Below are 17,469 nucleotides of genomic sequence, written 5' to 3'. Positions count from 1 at the left end.
AATATTCTACATTACCGATATTTCACTGTTTGATTGCGCTGCACTGCGGTAAGCCATTGTCGTCTCCTTCAACGGCACGGGCGAACCAATGGCGTCCTCCACGGAAGAGTTTGAAGCGGAAGACCAACAGGACCGCGGTACATGGCGGCTCTTTCTGAGACGCAACCAGCGTTACCTCTCCGCGATAGGCACACTCCTGGTGATCGCGCTCTTCGGCGCGGCGATCTTTCACCTGACGGCCGAGGTGCGATATGACGATGTCGTGTCGGCGCTCTCGGATGCGAGCCGCCGATCGGTGGCAACGGCGATCCTGTTCACGGGCCTGAGCTTCCTCGCACTCACCTTCTACGACGTCAGCGCGCTCGATTACATCGAACGCAAGCTTCCCTATCCCGCCGTCGCGCTCACGGCCGCCTGCGCCTATGCCGTCGGCAACACGGCGGGCTTCGGTCCGCTGAGCGGCGGTGCAATCCGCTATCGGTCCTATTCGCGCCTCGGGCTGAAGCCGGAGGAGATCGCCCGTCTCATCGCCTTCGTCACACTCGCCTTCGGGCTGGGTCTCGCGGTGGTCACCTGCTTGAGCCTGCTTGCCGTTGGCGAATACGTGGCGCCGCTGACCGGGATCGATGCGGCATGGCTGCGGGCAATCGCCGTCTTCGTCCTTGCCGGCTTGCTGGTGGTGCTGATCGCCGCTCGCAGCGGTCGCGAGGTCCGCATCGGCCGCCTCGTCTTGCGTCTGCCGGACTCACAAACATGTTCGCGCCAGTTCCTCGTCACGGCGCTCGATCTCGCGGCGTCGGCGACCGTTCTCTATGTCCTTTTGCCCTCCGGAACGGTGGGCTGGCCCGCCTTCCTGGCGATCTATGCCGTGGCGGTCGGCCTCGGCGTGCTCAGCCACGTGCCGGCGGGGCTCGGCGTTTTCGAAGCGGTGATCGTTGCGAGCCTGGGCCGCGCAGCCGGCGTCGATGCGGTGCTCGGTGCACTCGTCCTCTACCGCGTCATCTACCACCTGTTGCCCTTGCTCATCGCCATCGTCGTGATGATCGGCATCGAACTCCGCCAGCTGGCGGGCCACCCGGCAGCCTCCAGCCTTCGCCGCGCCGGCGGCCGGATGACGCCGCCATTGCTTGCCACGCTGGCGCTCGTCCTCGCCCTGATGCTGGTTCTCTCGGGCGTGACGCCGACGCCGGACGAGAACCTGGCCTTTCTTGCGAATTACGTGCCCCTACCGATCATCGAAGGCGCGCATTTCCTTGCGAGCCTTTTGGGTCTGGCGCTGTTCATCGTCGCGCGGGGGCTGGCGCTGCGCCTCGATGGCGCCTGGTGGGCATCGGTCGCGATCGCGCTGGCCGCAATCCTGCTTTCGTTGGTGAAGGCGGTGGCGCTCGGGGAAGCCGGCATGCTCGCCTTCCTTCTTGTCGGGCTTCTCGCAAGTCGGCGGCACTTCAATCGTCCCGCCTCGCTTTTCGGACAGGCGCTGACGCTGCCGTGGCTTACCGCGCTCGGCGTCATCTGTTTCGGCGCATTCGTCGTCCTGCTCTTTGTCTATCGCGACGTCGCATACAGCCATGAGCTCTGGTGGCAGTTCGAATTCTCGGCGGAAGCGCCGCGCGGGCTCCGCGCCTTCCTGGGAGTGACGATCGGCGCAAGTGCTGTAGCGATCTGGAGCCTGATGCGCCCGGCCGCTGCGGCCGTTGCCCCCGCCTGCGGACAGGAAATGGAGCGGGCGGTCGCCATCGTCGACGCGCAGGACATGTCCGACGCCAACCTCGTGCGCATGGGTGACAAGAGCATCATGTTCTCCGCCGACGGCCGGGCCTTCATCATGTATGGCCGCTGGGCGCGTTCCTGGATTGCGTTGTTCGATCCGGTCGGACCCGTGGATGCCTGGCCGGATCTCATCTGGCAGTTCATCGAGGCGGCGCGCTCCAATGGTTGCCGCGCCGTCTTCTACCAGGTCTCGGCGCGCGGGCTTTCGCATTACGCGGATGCGGGCTTGAGAGCCTTCCGCCTCGGCGAACTTGCCGAGGTCGATCTCACGCGCTTCGAGATGAAGGGCGGCAAGTGGGCAAACCTGCGCCAGCAGGTGAGCCGTGGCATTCGCGACGGGCTGGAGTTCTCGGTCGTCGCGCCTGCGGAAATACCGGCGATCCTTCCGGAGCTCGGGGCCGTTTCCGATGCTTGGCTCGCCCACCACAATGCGAGGGAGAAGGGCTTTTCCCTCGGCGCCTTCGATCCGCGATACCTGACGGCGCAGCCTGTCGCGATCCTCAAACGGCAGGGTCGCATCGTGGCCTTCGCCAATATTCTGATCACCGGCACCAAGGAGGAGGGCTCGGTCGACCTCATGCGTTTCTCGCCCGAGGCGCCGAAAGGGGCGATGGATTTCCTGTTCGCGCAACTGATGGAATATCTGAAGAACGAGGGCTATCGGCGTTTCAATCTCGGAATGGCGCCGCTGTCGGGCATGTCGGAGCGCCGGCTGGCGCCCGTTTGGGACCGCGCCGGCCGGGCATTCTACGAGCACGGCGAGCGCTTCTACAACTTCAAGGGACTGCGCGCCTTCAAGTCCAAGTTTCACCCGCAGTGGCAGCCGCGCTACCTGGTGGCGAGCGGAGGCTTCAACCCGATCCTGGCGCTGATGGATGCGACATTCCTGATCGGCGGCGGTCTGAAGGGAGTGATCAGGAAATGACCCCCATTAAAAGGATCTTGAAGCGTGCAGCCCTGGCGGCACTGATTGCCGGCGCTGCATCCCTTCCGTCTTTTGCCGAAGACGCGGCAAAGTTCGACACCGGCATGATCCCCGCACCGCACATCCTGTTCCCGAAAGAGGCGGCTTCCGGCGCCGTGGTGCTGCTTTCGGACGCCGGCGGCTGGACAGAGAGGGAGGATGCCGTTGCCCGAAAGCTTTCGAGCGAGAAAGCGCTCGTCATCGGCATCGACCTCAAGGCCTATCTGGCAGCCCTCGGCAGGGATGACGGGGACTGCGTCTACACGGTCTCGGACATCGAATCCTTGAGTCAGCAGGTGCAGCGCGCGGCCGGCAGCGGCGCCTATCGGCCGCCGATCGTCGCCGGCGTCGGGGCCGGCGGGGCCATGGCGCTGGCGATCGCCGCACAATCTCCCGCAGCGACCATCGGCCGGACGCTCGCGGTCGATCCCGAAGAGGGTATCGCCCTGACGAAGCAGCTCTGCACTCCTGCCGAAAAGACCCGGAAAGGCGACCGCATGGTCTATGGCCTGACCGATGGCGCCTTGCCCGAGCCGGTAACCGTCGTCTCTTCGCCGTCCGCGTCGGCTGCCGGACGCGAGCACGTTGCCGCTCTCGCAGCCAAGCATCCGGACGTCGAAGTCCAGGAGAGCGACGAAGACGTCTATGCCGCACTTTCCTCCACGCTTGCGGGCTACATCCAGCAGGAGGACGAAGGGGACAACCCGTTCGGGCTCCCCCTGACCGTTCTCGATGCGAAGCCTGCGCGCGATACCATGGCGGTGATCTATTCCGGCGACGGTGGCTGGCGCGACATCGACAAGGAGGTCGGCAATGCCCTGCAGCAGCAGGGCGTGCCCGTCGTCGGGGTGGATTCGCTTCGCTATTTCTGGTCGGAGCGCCAGCCGCAGGCGACGGCGGACGATCTCGCCCGTGTCATCACCTATTATGGCAGGCGGTGGAACGTCCGCAATGTACTGCTGATCGGCTATTCCTTCGGCGCCGACATCCTGCCACGCACCTACAACCTGCTTCCGTCAGCGACCCGCGCGCGCATACGGCAGGTAACGCTCATGGCGCTGTCGCATCGCGCCGACTACAAGATCTCCGTCCTCGGTTGGCTCGGCGCCGACGGAGAGGGGAATGCCGGCGACCCGGTCGACGACATCAAGGCGATCGAGCCGGCGCTCGTGCAGTGCATCTACGGCACCGACGAGGAGGACGATGCCTGCCCGGATCTGAAGTCCTCCGGCATCGACGTGGTTCCGATCGAGGGAGGCCATCATTTCGATGGCGACTACGCCGCTCTGACACGACGCGTGCTCGATGCGCTCGACCGCCGGCTGGCGATGGGAAGGTGACCCGCTGCCTCAGATGGCGGGGGAAATGAGCGTACCCGTTGCCTCGCCGACGGCATGGCTTACCACCCGGCCGGATTCCATCCGCACCTTGCCTTCAGCCACGAGACGAAGCGCCATCGGATAGGTCTTGTGCTCGACCGTAAGGACGCGGGCGGCGAGCGTATCCGCCGTGTCGCCGGAAACGACCGGTACGGCCGCCTGGGCGACGATCGGCCCGTCGTCCATAGCCTCCGTCACGAAATGCACGGTGCAGCCTGCGATCCTCATCCCGGCGTCGATTGCCCGCTGGTGCGTGTGAAGCCCGGGGAAGAGCGGAAGCAGCGACGGGTGGATGTTGAGGATCCGGCCCTCGTAGCGCTGGATGAAGGCCGCAGAAAGAAGGCGCATATAGCCCGCGAGACAGATCACGTCCGGCTGGAGCCGGTCGAGCTCGGCGAGGATTGCTTGCTCGTGCGCTTCCTTGCCCGCAAAATCCTTGCGAACGAAGGAGAAGGTCGGAATGCCGAGCCCGGCCGCCTTGTCGAGGCCACCCGCATCCGCCTTGTCGGCGATCACCGCAATGATCTCGGCCGGAAAATCCGGCGCGGCGGCAGCCTTCGCCAGTGCGATCATGTTGGAGCCGCCGCCGGAAATGAACACGACGACCTTCTTCTTGCCGGCCACCATGCTCATATGGCGAGATTGCCCTTGTAGATCGTGCCGGGCGCGCCCTCGGCGCGTGCGACCATGCGGCCGAGCGTGAAGACCGTTTCGCCTTCGCCGGCAAGCACTGCCGCAACTTTTTCCGCTTCACTCGCCGGAACCACGGCGATCATGCCGACGCCGCAATTGAAGGTGCGCAGCATCTCGTTGGCGGCAACGCCGCCGGTCTTTGCGAGCCAGGAGAAGACGGCCGGCGGCTTGATGGCGCCGAGGTCGATCTCGGCGGCAAGATGCTTCGGCAGCACCCGCGGAATATTCTCGGGGAAGCCGCCGCCGGTGATGTGGGCCAGTGCCTTGATCGCACCCGTCTCGCGGATCGCCTTCAAAAGCGGTTTCACATAGATGCGCGTCGGCGTCATCAGGAGGTCGGCGAGCGTGCCTTCTCCGAAAGGTGCCGGAGCATCCCAGGCGAGGCCCGAGAGCGAAACGATCTTGCGCACCAGCGAATAGCCGTTCGAGTGGACGCCCGAGGAGGCAAGTCCGAGGATGACGTCTCCTTCGGCAATGTCGCCCGCCGGCAGAAGCTGCCCGCGCTCGGCCGCGCCGACGGCAAAGCCGGCAAGATCGTAGTCGCCGCCGGAATACATGCCCGGCATCTCGGCCGTCTCGCCGCCGATCAGCGCGCAGCCCGCCTCGCGGCAGCCGGCGGCGATTCCCGCGACGATCGCGGCGCCCTGGTCGGGATCGAGCTTGCCGGTCGCGAAGTAGTCGAGGAAGAACAGCGGTTCTGCGCCCTGCACCACGAGATCGTTCACGCACATGGCGACGAGGTCGATGCCGACCGTGTCGTGCTTGTCGGCGTCGATAGCGATCTTGAGCTTCGTGCCGACGCCGTCATTGGCTGCGACGAGGACCGGATCGCTGAAACCGGCGGCCTTCAGGTCGAAGAGGCCGCCGAACCCGCCGATCTCGCCATCGGCGCCGGGACGCCGGGTCGAGCGGACATGCGGCTTGATCTTCTCGACCATCAGGTTGCCGGCATCGATATCCACACCTGCGTCGCTGTAGGTGAGGCCGTTCTTTCCCGACTGGCTCATGCTCGCTCTCCAAGGCTCGTCGCTGATTGCGGATGCGATTGGCACGGAGAAGCGAGGAGTGCAAGCGCAGAGGCGCGCCCGATCCTGCTTTTTTCGTGAATTCGACTGTGGTCAGCACCTTCTGCCGGCCACAGGCCGTTTGCCCCGTGAGCGCTGCCGGACTTGACCTTGGCGCGCCCCAAGCCCTATCTCGTCCGAACGAACGACGCGGAAGGTGCGGTGTGCCGCGCGCAACGGGGGCCGTCATGGGCGATCGGGTCAGCAGTATGGGACTTCAGCGCCAGATCTTTTTCTGGCTGCTGGTGCTTGTCGGCTTCATTGCCTTCCTGCTGGTGTTCAGTTCCATTCTTCTGCCCTTCCTCGCCGGCATGGCGCTCGCCTATTTTCTCGATCCTGTAGCCGATCGCCTGGAGCGGCTCGGTCTGAGCCGGCTGATGGCGACGATCGCCATCCTGGTCGCCTTCGTCGTCGTGCTGGCGCTGTCGCTGATGATCATCGTTCCGCTGGTCGTCACGCAGGCTGCCGAATTCATTCAGAAAATGCCGGGTTACATCACCAGGCTTCAGGAATTCCTGACCGACAGCCAGTCGACGCTGTTGCCGGACTGGCTCGCCGGCCAGATGACGACCATCAAGCAGAACTCGGCCAAGCTTTTGGAGCAAGGCGCTAGCTTCCTCGGCACGCTGTTCCAGCAGATCTGGAACTCCGGCTTGGCACTTCTCAATATCCTGTCCCTGTTCGTCATCACCCCTGTCGTCGCCTTCTATCTGCTGCTCGACTGGGACCGTATGGTCGACAGGGTCGACAGCTGGATACCGCGCGATTACGTCGAGGTCGTGCGGCAGATCGCTCGCGACATGAATACGACCATCGCCGGATTTGTCCGCGGCCAGGGCTCGCTCTGCCTGATCCTCGGCCTCTATTACGGGATCGGGCTGACGATGGTGGGGCTCAATTTCGGCCTCCTGATCGGCCTCTTCGCCGGCATGATCAGTTTCATTCCCTATGTGGGATCGCTGGTCGGCCTCGTGCTTGCGCTCGGCGTCGCGCTCGTTCAGTTCTGGCCGGACTATGTCTGGATCCTTTTGGTTCTCGCCGTTTTCTTCAGCGGCCAGTTTCTCGAAGGCAATATTCTGCAGCCGAAACTGGTCGGCAAAAGCGTCGGGCTGCACCCGGTCTGGCTGATGTTCGCCCTGCTTGCGTTCGGCGCGCTCTTCGGCTTCGTCGGCCTGCTCGTGGCGGTGCCCGCGGCGGCCGCGATCGGTGTGCTTGTCCGCTTCGGCATCCAGCGGTACCTTGATAGCGATCTCTATCACGGGCATAGAACAGCCGTTCACAAGGAGCCGGAGAGCCACGGCTAGAGCTTTTCGGTGCGGAAGTGCGTAGCTTCAAAATGTGAATGCTCACGGGTAATGCATGAAGAGACATCTGTCCGAACAATTGCCTTTGGTCTTTGGCCATGCGCCCGCAACCGGTCGCGACGACCTGCTCGTCTCGGACCGGTTGAGCGCGGCCATTTCCATCGTCGATCACTGGCCCGCCTGGCCGTCGCCGGTGGTCATCATCTGCGGGCCGGTCGGTTCCGGCAAATCGCACCTTGCGGGCATCTGGCGCGAAAAGGCCAGAGCGGAGCCGATACATCCCTTTGCCGGCTCGAACGCCGCCGATATCGCCGCGGAAAAGCCGGTCCTCTTCGAGGATGCCGACCGGCAGGGCTTCGACGATGCGGCTCTCTTCCATGTCATCAACAGCGTGCGCCAGAACGGCACGGCGCTTTTGATGACGTCACGGCTATGGCCGATGTCATGGCCGGTGGGGCTTCCTGACCTCAAGTCGCGCCTCAAGGCTGCCACCGTGGTCGAAATCGGCGAGCCCGACGACGAATTGCTCGTGCAGGTGCTCACCAAGCTTTTTGCCGACCGCCAGCTCCTGGTCGACGAGCGCCTGGTCGGCTACGTCGTCGCGCGGATGGAACGCTCGCTGGAGGCGGCACAGACCATCGTCGAGCGGATAGATCATCTGGCGCTTGCGCGCGGAACGCGGCCGACCCGCGCCCTGGCGGCGGAAGTCCTGGAAGAGCTTGCAAATACAAGCCTCTCCGATTGACTGTCACAGTTCCGTCGTCAAACTGGGTTAGCTCGTTCGTTCGGAGTAATGGGGCTTTACAGGCATGGACAGCGCAACGTCTGCAATCACGGAACACGAGGCATCTGCCGAGCAGAAGCGTGAGGCGCCGGCCGAGGCGCTGGACCTTCTCAAGAGCCCCGAGCGCTTCGTCAACCGCGAGTTCTCCTGGCTTCAGTTCAACCGCCGGGTCCTCGAGGAGACGCTGAACACGGCGCATCCCCTTCTGGAGCGCGTCCGTTTTCTATCGATCTCCGCCGCCAATCTCGATGAATTCTTCATGGTCCGCGTCGCGGGTCTGGAGGGCCAGGTCCGTTCCGGGCTTTCGCTGCGCAGCCCGGACGGCCTGACGCCGGCGGAAACGCTCGAGAGCATTCTGACGGAGGTCGACAATCTGCAGATGGAGCAGCAGGCATCGCTTGCCGTCCTGCAGCAATATCTCGCCAAGGAAGATATCCTCATCGTCCGTCCGGCTTCGCTTTCCGCGCAGGATCGCAGCTGGCTCGCGAATGAATTCGACCAGGCGATCTTCCCCGTGCTGACGCCGCTCTCGATCGACCCGGCACATCCGTTCCCGTTCATTCCCAATCTCGGCTTCTCGATCGGCCTGCAGCTCGTCAGCAAGACCGGGCGCGACCCGATGACGGCACTGCTGCGCCTGCCCGTGGCGCTCGATCGCTTCGTTCGCCTGCCGGACGTCAAGAACGTCATCCGCTACATCACCCTCGAAGACGTCGTCAGCCAGTTCATCGACCGGCTTTTCCCCGGCTACGAGGTGAAGGGGTCGGGCACGTTCCGCATCATTCGAGACAGCGACATCGAAGTCGAGGAGGAAGCCGAAGACCTCGTGCGCCTTTTCGAGACGGCCCTCAAGCGCCGCCGTCGCGGGTCGGTGATCCGTATCGAGACCGATTCCGAAATGCCGGCTTCGCTGCGTCAGTTCGTCGTGCAGGAACTCGGCGTTCCCGAAAATCGCGTCGCGGTACTGCCTGGCCTGCTGGCGCTGAATACGCTTTCGGAAATCACCAAGGCGCCGCGCGAGGATCTGCGCTTCGAGCCCTACAACCCGCGCTTCCCGGAACGCGTACGCGAACACGCGGGCGACTGTCTTGCGGCCATCCGCGAAAAGGACATGGTGGTCCACCACCCCTACGAATCTTTCGACGTCGTCGTGCAGTTCCTGCTGCAGGCTGCGCGCGATCCGGACGTACTGGCGATCAAGCAGACGCTCTACCGGACCTCGAACGACAGCCCGATCGTGCGCGCGCTGATCGATGCCGCCGAGGCCGGCAAGTCGGTGACCGCGCTTGTCGAGCTGAAGGCGCGCTTCGACGAGGAGGCAAATATCCGCTGGGCGCGCGACCTCGAGCGCGCCGGCGTGCAGGTGGTTTTCGGCTTCATCGAATTGAAGACCCACGCAAAGATGTCGATGGTGGTGCGCCGGGAGGAGGGCAAGCTCAGGACCTATTGCCATCTCGGTACCGGCAACTACCACCCGGTCACGGCGAAAATCTACACCGACCTGTCGTTCTTCACCTGCAACCCGGTGATCGCCCACGACATGGCGAACATCTTCAACTTCATCACCGGCTACGGCGAGCCGGAAGGGGGCATGAAACTCGCGGTCTCACCGCATACGCTGCGTCCGCGCATCCTCAAGCACATCGAGGAGGAGATCGTCCATGCGCAAGCCGGGCGTCCGGCGTCGATCTGGATGAAGATGAACTCCCTGGTGGATCCGGAAATCATCGATGCGCTCTACAAGGCAAGCTGCGCGGGCGTCGTGATCGATCTCGTCGTGCGCGGCATCTGCTGTCTCAGGCCGCAGGTGCCCGGGCTCTCCGACAACATCCGCGTCAAATCCATCGTCGGCCGCTTCCTGGAGCATTCAAGAATTTTCTGCTTCGGCAACGGACATGGACTTCCATCGGAGAATGCGCTTGTCTATATCGGCTCGGCGGATATGATGCCGCGCAATCTGGATAGGCGGGTGGAGACGCTCGTTCCTCTCATCAACCGCACTGTGCACGAACAGGTTCTTTCGCAGATCATGCTGGGCAATCTCATCGACAACCAGCAGAGCTACGAGATTCTTCCGGACGGCACCTCGCGCCGCATGGAAGTCGGCAAGGACGCCGAGCCGTTCAACGCTCAGCATTATTTCATGACCAATCCGAGCCTTTCGGGCCGGGGTGAGGCTCTGAAATCCAGTGCACCGAAGCTGATCGCCGGCTGGAAGAGCGGCTGGCACAAGTAAACTGGAATTGCATGGTCGAATCTGAAGCGCAGGGACGTCTGCCCGGTATCCGCCCGGTCTCCGTTGTGGATATCGGCTCCAACTCCATTCGTCTCGTCGTCTATGAAGGGCTGAGCCGTTCGCCGGCGATGCTTTTCAACGAGAAGGTGATGTGCGGCCTCGGCAAGGGCATCGATGCGACCGGCCGAATGGAGGAGGAAAGCGTGGCGAGGGCGCTGAGGGCGCTGCACCGCTTTCGTGCGCTCTCCGACCAAGCGCGCGCGACCGAGATGTATGTGCTCGCGACCGCTGCGGCGCGGGAGGCCACCAACGGAGCGGCCTTCATCGAAAGGGCGGAAGCCATCCTCGGGCAAAGGGTGAAGATCCTGAGCGGTGAGGAGGAAGCCTATTATTCGGCGATGGGCATCGTCAGCAGCTACCACGAGCCGGATGGCGTCGTCGGCGATCTCGGCGGCGGCTCGCTCGAGCTTGTCGATGTAAACGGCAAGCGGATCGGCAAAGGCATAACGCTGCCGCTGGGCGGCATTCGCCTCTTCGAACATTCGAGCGGCTCGCTCAGCAAGGCGCGGACCTGGGTACGCAAGTTCATGAAAAATGCCGAGGTCCTGAAGAAGGGGACCGGACGCACGTTCTACGCCGTGGGCGGAACCTGGCGAGCGATCGCCAAGCTGCACATGGAGATGCACAATTACCCGCTGCACATGATGCAGGGTTACGAAATCTCCTATGACGAAGCGCTGGCGATCCTTGCCGAAGTGATCGAGCCGAAGAATATCAAGCCCTCCGCCTATGCGACGATTTCCAAGAGCCGCCGGAGCCTGCTGCCCTACGGGGCGGTGACGATGCAGGAGGCAATCTCCATCATGCAACCCGAGCGCATCTCCTTTTCCGCGCTCGGCGTCCGCGAGGGCTATCTCTTTTCGCTGCTTTCCGAGGAGGAGCGCCGGCAGGACCCGCTGCTGACCGCTGCCGACGAACTCGCCATCCTTCGCGCCCGCTCGCCCGAGCATGCGCGCGAGCTCGCCGAATGGACCGGCCGCCTGGTGCCGTTCTTCGGCGTCGAGGAGACGGAAGAGGAGAGGCGCTACCGTCAGGCCGCCTGTTTGTTGGCGGATATCAGCTGGCGGGCGCATCCCGACTATCGCGGTCTGCAGGCGCTGAACATCATTGCGCACTCGGCCTTCACGGGCATCACCCATGCGGGGCGGGCCTATATCGCGCTCGCGAATTACTATCGCTTCGAAGGGCTCAACGACGACGGCGCCACGAGCCCGCTCGCCGGCATCACGACGCCGCGCCTGCACGAACTGGCGAAGCTCCTGGGCGGGCTGTTGCGCGTCGCCTATCTCTTTTCGGCCTCCATGCCGGGTGTGGCGCGCCACCTCACGCTCCGGCGATCTTCGAAGCCCGACATCGATCTCGAATTCGTCGTCCCGGCAGCCTATGTCGACTTCGAGGGCGAACGCCTCGACGGCCGGCTCCAGCAGCTCGGCAAGCTTACCGGCAAGAAGCTCGCCTTCTCCTTCGAGCGCTGATTGCTCTTTCGAACGTTCGCGCTCGACGCGCCAAGGACGTGCGGCACAACCGTGCGCCCTCAACCCTGTGACCTCATCCCACATCCCTGTGCTTGCCTTGTCACAGGAATGAGGGTCAGGGCGGAGTGGGACCGCACCCTCCGCCCTCATCTCTGTGCTTGTCACAGAGATCCAGCAGCGCCGCGTCTGCGGTGCGGAAAAGCCTTTCCGGCCCAAGGACTTGGGCCGACTAGATTCCTGTGACAGGCACAGGAATGAGGGTAGGAGGAGTGGGTGTTACACCGATGTCTGCTGCCGGAAAGCAAGCCCGGCTTACAGGACGTACCGAGGGGACCGCGCTCTATTCGGCCTTCAGGAATTCGCCCACTTCGAGCAACACGAATTCATTGTCGTCCGCCTTGTCGAGGGAACGCCCGGCGGAGAAAGGCAGGTTGTTGTCGTTGCCGACGATGATATGCGTCTCGTCCACGCGGTCGACATTCTCGATGGTGACGAAGGGCATGTCGTAATAGCCCTCGCCGCCGCCCTGGCGCTTGCGGTTGTCCGGATCGGCGATTTTCAGCAGGTCGACATAGCCGATCTTGCGCACGGCCTTGCCGACGTTTTCATCGTCCATGGCAATCTTGTAGACACGCTTCAGCTTCGATCCGACGGCAAAGCAATCCGGCTGCGGGTTCTTGGGGTCCGCACAGGCCTTGTCGACGGTGCCGGCGCCGTTGTCGCGCTCGATCACCAGCGCAGTCTTCTCGTCGAGCATGTTGAAATCGCCGATCGCTTCACCGCCTTCGGCCAGCGGATACAGCCAGCTGCGCCCGGTCCAGGCCTTGCTGCCGGCGTCGAGCTCGACGATCCGCAGCGCCGGCCGGCCCTCCGCCTCTTCCACCGACTCGCTGTCTGCCCAGATCGGCCCTTCGAGCAGTCCGTAGAGCTTCGAGCCGTCCTTCGAAAGTGCCAGACCTTCGTAACCGCCGGAGCGCTTCAGGTTGAAGTCCGGTGCCTTCTTGGAGGGGTCTGCCTGCAGCGTCAGTGCCGGATTGTCGGGCGAGAGCACGGGCTTGCCGCCGACAACAGTCGCAATGACGTCGGTGAGCTTGCCGTCAAGGTCGAACTTCAGGATGTAGGGGCCGAATTCCTCACCGACCCAGAAGCCGTCGGCGACCGGCTGGATCGATTCGACGTCGAAGTCGCCGCCCGTGAGATAGCGGGTGGCCGAGCCTTCCATGACGATGGGGAAGGGGGCCTTGCGCTCGGGGTCGGACAGGAACAGGGTCTTCAACGCCTCGACCCTGCCGGCGTCCCAGTCGATCTTGAGATGGTGGAGCATCAGCATGGCGTCGGTCGAGTTGAGCTTGTTGCCGAAGCCGTTGTCCGAAAGGCTCCAGAAAGTGCCGTCCTCCATCGCCTTGATGCCGGAGAAGCCCTGCATCGGCTGGCCGTTGAAGGGAAGCGACAAACCGGTCGGGCGAACGCCATCCTTGCCGGCGACGCTGCCCAGTTCGGCGGCGCGCTTGCGGTCGGCGGTCGAGAACTTGCCCGAGGTCTTGAGGTAGTCCGCGGCATCCGCCGGCGCGGCGATGATGGTGTTTGCGGGAAGGATCGCATGCGCCTCGAGCCTTGCAGGGAAGGCCTTTTCCTCGGCAAGCGCGGCGCTCGACGCCAGCAGGGTCAGCGCCATGGCGGCAAGGATGGATTTCGTCATAAGTTCACCTCGGGTTGGAGTGCAGGTGAACCCGATAGGCGGCTTCGATGACAACTGTTTGATGTTTGTCTTACAGCGAGGTGAAAGCCTCGGCGGCCGGACTGCCAACGGGCTCCCCGGCTGGTTCCGTGGCGCCGTCGCCGCTGAGCGAACCGGCCGTGAGCGACAGAACCGCGAGCTTCTGGCCACGACCTTTGACCTCATGCTCGCCGAGATCCTCGGCGCGCACGAAGACGGGCGGGCGCAAGCGCCGCAGCAGATCGGCTGAGATCAAGACCTGGCGGTCGAGCGTTCGGCACAGGCCCTCGAGGCGTGCCGTCGTGTTCACCGTGTCGCCGAAATAGGTGATCTTGTGCTTGTCGACGCCGATCTCCGCGGCAACGATCGTGCCGCCATGCAGAGCGGCACGCAGGCTCGGCACCTCGCCGTAGTCTTTTCGCCAGCGATGGGCGTCCGCTTCGATCTGCTCCAGAATGTCGAACACGCAGCGGATGCAGGCTGCATCCGCGACAGCGCGATCGTAAGGCCAGGTGATCACGGCAGCGTCGCCGACATAGTCGTCGATGGACCCGCCATAGCGCAGCACGGGATCAGCCATGGCTGCAAACAGCTTTCCCAAATATTCCTGCATGCGCAGGTCGCCGAAGCGCTCGGCAAGCGATGTCGATCCGGCGAGATCGATGAAAAGAAACACGCGTTCCTCCTGCACCGGCTTGCGGTATCGTCCGGTCAGGAGACTCAGGAAAACGTCGCGGCCGAGCAATTCGCGCACCCTGAGCACGAAGATGATCGGACCGGAGGTCGCAAGTGCGTACACCAGCACGTTGAGCGATGGCAGCATCGCGTCCGTCCTGCTTTCACGCATGACGCCGGCGACGTGCAAAAGCAGCCCGGCGGCTGCGTATCCGACGTTGACGAATATGAAGTAGACGGCGAGGGACGAGAGAAGAAACGCCGGCGTCGGCGATCCGTGGATTCTCCGGTAAAGGCGCCGGAAGATGATGTGCCGTTCAAAGGCGAGAATCGGCATGCACATGAAGAGTGCATAGGTTGCGCCGATCAGGCCGCCGCCGCCGTAGACGACCCACGCATAGGCCATGCCGCTGCCGGCGACGACGAGCAGCAACAGGATGATCTCGAGCGTGGAAAATCTCCAGCGCATGTGACAGCCTCGAAATCGAGAATTTACAGCGCCGCGCGTCTTATCAGGCACGCAAAGGTCGCCGGAGCAATTTGAGTTGCTACATGTTTTGTCCTGAAAGGACACATGCAGTTGAAGCCCGCGGGGCCGGGCGGCGGCGATCAGCCCTCGAAATGTCTCGGCTAAGCTCAGATTCGGGCGGAAAGTTGTCGTCGAGCGGCGGTTTTCAACCGCCGATTTCCATCGCCTCGACTTTTTTGTCGACGAAGCGCAATGCCACCTCGCCGTTGATGAGTTTCAGCGCCGTCATGCCGAAGAGCTCACGCCGCCAGCCCTTGAGCGCGGCGACGTCCGCACCTTCGCCCTCGGCTGCGATCCTGTCGAGATCGTCGCTGTTGGCGATGATCTTGGCCGCGACTCCCTCCTTTTCGGAGATGAGTTTCAGCAGCACCTTGAGCAGCTCGCTCGCCGCCGCAGCGCCCTCGGGTGCGTGGTTCTGGCGCGGCAGGCGCGGCAGCTCGCCCCTCGGGATCGCAAGGGCTTCGCCGACTGCCTCGATGAGGGCCGTCCCCGCGCTGGAGCGCTCCCAACCCTTGGGAATGGTCCTGAGGCGTCCGAGCGCCTCGGCATCCTTCGGCTGCTGCTGCGCAATCTCATAGATCGCATCATCCTTGATAATTCGCCCGCGCGGCACGTTGCGGGCGCGCGCTTCGCGTTCGCGCCACGCCGCCACCTTCTGCAGGACGGCGAGCTCGATGGGTTTCTTCACCCGCATCTTCAGCCGCTGCCAGGCATTGTCCGGGTGGAGATCGTAGGTCTCCCGGCTTTCGAGGATCGCCATTTCCTCCGCAAGCCATGAGGAGCGTCCCTCGCGATCCAGTTCCTTGGTGAGGTACTGGTAGATATCCCTCAGATGCGTCACGTCCGCCAGCGCATAGTCGAGCTGCTTGTCGGTGAGCGGTCTGCGGCTCCAATCGGTGAAGCGGGACGACTTGTCGATCTGCTCGTTCTTGATGCGGTTGACGAGCTGGTCATAGGACACGCTGTCACCGAAGCCGCAAACCATCGCGGCCACCTGCGTATCGAAGATCGGATGAGGAATGAGATTTCCGAGATGGTGGATGATCTCGATGTCCTGCCTGGCGGCGTGGAACACCTTCACGACATCCGGGTTGCTCATCAGCGCGAAGAACGGGGCGAGGTCGATCCCGGGTGCCATCGGATCGACGATCACTGCCATTTCCGGGCTTGCCATCTGAATGAGGCACAGCACCGGCCAGAACGTGGTTTCGCGCAGGAACTCCGTATCGATCGTAATATAGCTTGAACGGGCCAGCTCTCGGCAGGCGGCCTCAAGATCTGCTGTCGTTTGAATCATCGGGCTTTAATCACTGTGGCAAAAATGCGGCTTTGAGTTTCCCCGTGTACCGTTTCACGGCACCTGTCACAATCGAAATTGTCAGGCGACCCGGAAATAAGCCGACATCCCGGTCTTTTGATGTTCGATGATATGGCAATGGAAGACCCAGTCGCCGGGATTGTCCGCGACCAGTGCGAGCTGCGCCTGTTCGTCCGGCAAGAGCAGGATCGTGTCGGTCGGCGGCGGCAGCACGCTCCGCCTGTTAGAGGCGAGGATGCGGAAGCTCAGCCCATGCAGATGGATCGGATGGGCATGCGGCGTGCGGTTGGCGATCTCCAGCACATAGCTTTTCCCGAATTTGAGTTCCTCGATGGGGGCGACCGGATCGGGCGTGTCACCTGGCCACGGAACCTTGTTGATCGCCCAGAACGTATAACCGAGCGAACCGCAGATCGAAGCGGCCGGCTCGTGCTCGGCAGTAGCGGTCAGGTCGATCGGAATACGCTTGGCCGTGGAAATGTCGGCTTCGGCAACGGGGTTCGGGGGCAGAGGTGCGATATCCCCGAGCTCCCGCTTCAGCGAAGTGCCGACTGCCCGGAAGGCTGCGATCGTCCAGGGGCTGGAGCCGCGGAAATTGCCAAGCCGTGCGTGCTGGCCCTCGCTCTGCGGCATGCGGAGGGCAAGATCGACGCGCTGGCCGGGGCCGAGGTCGAGCCGGTCGAGCGCGAAGGGGATTTCGACCGGGTTGCCGTCGAGGGCGATCACCCTGGCCTCTGCGCCTTCGAGCCCGATCGTGTAGATGCGCGTAACGTCGGTTGCGGCGATTCTCACGCGGACGAGCCCGCCGGCGGGAGCGTCGTAGACCGGCTCGCGCTGCCAGTTCGCGGTTCTCACCGTTCCATAGGTCCCGCCGCGCGCCGCATCCCGCGGTTTGAAAGGGGCGATGAACTCGCCGCTCGTGCCGAGCCGCCAGTCCCTGAGGTTGAGAACGATCTCGGAATCGAAGCTCGGATCCTCCGGGTTCTCGACGACGATCACGCCAGTCAGGCCGCTCCCCATCTGCATCAGCGTATTGCAGTGCGGGTGGTACCAGAAGGTGCCGGCGTCCGGCGGTGTGAAGAGATAGTCGAAGCCGTCGCCGGGATAGACATAGGGCTGCGTCATTTCCGGCACGCCGTCCATCGCATTGGCGATCCTCAGTCCATGCCAGTGGACGGTCGTCGGCTCGTCCAGACGGTTGACCAGCCTCGCCGCGAAGGGCTCGCCCTTGCGCATCCTCAAAACGGGCGGCATGGCGGTGCTTGCCGGATCGCCCGGATCATAGGTCATGACCCGGGGGGTGACGCCGCCGGCCGCGATCTGCGCCTCGGCGAACCGCGCCGTCAGGATCTGCGGATCGGGGGCTGCGCCCGCCCTCTCGGCGAGACCGGCGCCGAGCGTGAAGGCGCCGCCAAGCGCGGCTGAACCCTGGAGAAACATTCGGCGATTGAGCATCGGTATCTTTGCGTGTCTATTTCCGGAGGGAGGGGAGCGGCGCGGC

The 17,469-nt window shown here is 63.6% G+C and carries 12 protein-coding genes; 6 read left to right on the top strand and 6 right to left on the bottom strand.

Features of this window, described 5'->3' with window-relative positions; all coding sequences use genetic code 11:
• Window positions 1-88: 88 nt before the first annotated feature.
• Both mprF and M1D34_RS09710 read left to right on the top strand, forming a co-directional pair.
• Window positions 89-2,695, top strand: a complete 2,607-nt coding sequence (gene mprF, locus M1D34_RS09715) for a bifunctional lysylphosphatidylglycerol flippase/synthetase MprF (RefSeq protein ID WP_498778844.1) — start codon at window positions 89-91, stop codon at window positions 2,693-2,695.
• Window positions 2,692-4,074, top strand: a complete 1,383-nt coding sequence (locus M1D34_RS09710) for a virulence factor (RefSeq protein ID WP_498778842.1) — start codon at window positions 2,692-2,694, stop codon at window positions 4,072-4,074. Before mprF ends, M1D34_RS09710 begins: the two co-directional genes overlap by 4 nt.
• 9 nt (window positions 4,075-4,083) lie before the next feature.
• Here the strand turns inward: M1D34_RS09710 and purN are convergent, their stop codons facing one another.
• Complete coding sequence (purN, locus tag M1D34_RS09705) at window positions 4,084-4,746, bottom strand: phosphoribosylglycinamide formyltransferase (RefSeq protein ID WP_498778840.1); 663 nt, start codon at window positions 4,744-4,746, stop codon at window positions 4,084-4,086.
• Entirely contained in the window at window positions 4,743-5,813 is a 1,071-nt protein-coding gene (purM, locus tag M1D34_RS09700) for a phosphoribosylformylglycinamidine cyclo-ligase (protein ID WP_010969094.1), read from the bottom strand. The genes purN and purM overlap by 4 nt, the downstream gene beginning before the upstream one ends.
• Before the next feature lie 245 nt (window positions 5,814-6,058).
• Between purM and M1D34_RS09695 the strand changes: the two genes are divergently transcribed.
• The 4 genes from M1D34_RS09695 to ppx all read left to right on the top strand — a co-directional run bounded on the left by M1D34_RS09695 (window position 6,059) and on the right by ppx (window position 11,729).
• The gene (locus M1D34_RS09695; RefSeq protein ID WP_010969095.1) at window positions 6,059-7,174 is read left to right on the top strand and encodes an AI-2E family transporter; all 1,116 of its coding nucleotides are present in this window, start codon (window positions 6,059-6,061) and stop codon (window positions 7,172-7,174) included.
• 55 nt (window positions 7,175-7,229) lie between these two features.
• Window positions 7,230-7,919 (top strand): DnaA regulatory inactivator HdaA, encoded by a 690-nt coding sequence (hdaA, locus tag M1D34_RS09690; protein WP_010969096.1) that lies wholly within the window; start codon window positions 7,230-7,232, stop codon window positions 7,917-7,919.
• A 64-nt stretch (window positions 7,920-7,983) separates the two neighbouring features.
• On the top strand, window positions 7,984-10,194 hold the full coding sequence (locus M1D34_RS09685; RefSeq protein WP_003529363.1) for an RNA degradosome polyphosphate kinase: 2,211 nt from the start codon (window positions 7,984-7,986) through the stop codon (window positions 10,192-10,194).
• Window positions 10,195-10,205: 11 nt separating this feature from the next.
• Window positions 10,206-11,729 (top strand): exopolyphosphatase, encoded by a 1,524-nt coding sequence (gene ppx / locus M1D34_RS09680; RefSeq protein ID WP_498778837.1) that lies wholly within the window; start codon window positions 10,206-10,208, stop codon window positions 11,727-11,729.
• A gap of 340 nt (window positions 11,730-12,069) precedes the next feature.
• Here the strand turns inward: ppx and M1D34_RS09675 are convergent, their stop codons facing one another.
• The 4 genes from M1D34_RS09675 to M1D34_RS09660 all read right to left on the bottom strand — a co-directional run bounded on the left by M1D34_RS09675 (window position 12,070) and on the right by M1D34_RS09660 (window position 17,423).
• On the bottom strand, window positions 12,070-13,428 hold the full coding sequence (locus M1D34_RS09675; protein WP_028010359.1) for an esterase-like activity of phytase family protein: 1,359 nt from the start codon (window positions 13,426-13,428) through the stop codon (window positions 12,070-12,072).
• 70 nt (window positions 13,429-13,498) lie between these two features.
• A complete protein-coding gene (cya2, locus tag M1D34_RS09670; protein ID WP_498778835.1) occupies window positions 13,499-14,590 on the bottom strand; it encodes an adenylate cyclase Cya2 in 1,092 nt (363 codons plus the stop codon).
• A 205-nt stretch (window positions 14,591-14,795) separates the two neighbouring features.
• Window positions 14,796-15,947, bottom strand: coding sequence for a ribonuclease D (gene rnd / locus M1D34_RS09665; RefSeq protein ID WP_010969099.1), 1,152 nt, complete (start codon window positions 15,945-15,947; stop codon window positions 14,796-14,798).
• A gap of 81 nt (window positions 15,948-16,028) precedes the next feature.
• The gene (locus tag M1D34_RS09660; protein ID WP_498778833.1) at window positions 16,029-17,423 is read right to left on the bottom strand and encodes a multicopper oxidase family protein; all 1,395 of its coding nucleotides are present in this window, start codon (window positions 17,421-17,423) and stop codon (window positions 16,029-16,031) included.
• Between the last annotated feature and the right edge of the window lie 46 nt (window positions 17,424-17,469).

The organism is Ensifer sp. D2-11 (genome assembly GCF_054161295.1).
The sequence above is the reverse complement of the archived record's forward strand: the minus strand, read 5'-3'. Positions and strand labels throughout refer to the sequence as shown.

Excerpts from the sequence above, each read along its gene's own strand:
- M1D34_RS09685 (WP_003529363.1), top strand. The coding sequence starts at position 7,984 with ATGGACAGCGCAACGTCTGCAATCACGGAACACGAGGCATCTGCCGAG.
- rnd (WP_010969099.1), bottom strand. The coding sequence starts at position 15,947 with ATGATTCAAACGACAGCAGATCTTGAGGCCGCCTGCCGAGAGCTGGCC.
- M1D34_RS09675 (WP_028010359.1), bottom strand. The coding sequence starts at position 13,428 with ATGACGAAATCCATCCTTGCCGCCATGGCGCTGACCCTGCTGGCGTCG.
- ppx (WP_498778837.1), top strand. The coding sequence starts at position 10,206 with ATGGTCGAATCTGAAGCGCAGGGACGTCTGCCCGGTATCCGCCCGGTC.
- mprF (WP_498778844.1), top strand. The coding sequence starts at position 89 with ATGGCGTCCTCCACGGAAGAGTTTGAAGCGGAAGACCAACAGGACCGC.
- M1D34_RS09710 (WP_498778842.1), top strand. The coding sequence starts at position 2,692 with ATGACCCCCATTAAAAGGATCTTGAAGCGTGCAGCCCTGGCGGCACTG.
- M1D34_RS09695 (WP_010969095.1), top strand. The coding sequence starts at position 6,059 with ATGGGCGATCGGGTCAGCAGTATGGGACTTCAGCGCCAGATCTTTTTC.
- hdaA (WP_010969096.1), top strand. The coding sequence starts at position 7,230 with ATGAAGAGACATCTGTCCGAACAATTGCCTTTGGTCTTTGGCCATGCG.
- cya2 (WP_498778835.1), bottom strand. The coding sequence starts at position 14,590 with ATGCGCTGGAGATTTTCCACGCTCGAGATCATCCTGTTGCTGCTCGTC.
- purN (WP_498778840.1), bottom strand. The coding sequence starts at position 4,746 with ATGAGCATGGTGGCCGGCAAGAAGAAGGTCGTCGTGTTCATTTCCGGC.
- purM (WP_010969094.1), bottom strand. The coding sequence starts at position 5,813 with ATGAGCCAGTCGGGAAAGAACGGCCTCACCTACAGCGACGCAGGTGTG.
- M1D34_RS09660 (WP_498778833.1), bottom strand. The coding sequence starts at position 17,423 with ATGCTCAATCGCCGAATGTTTCTCCAGGGTTCAGCCGCGCTTGGCGGC.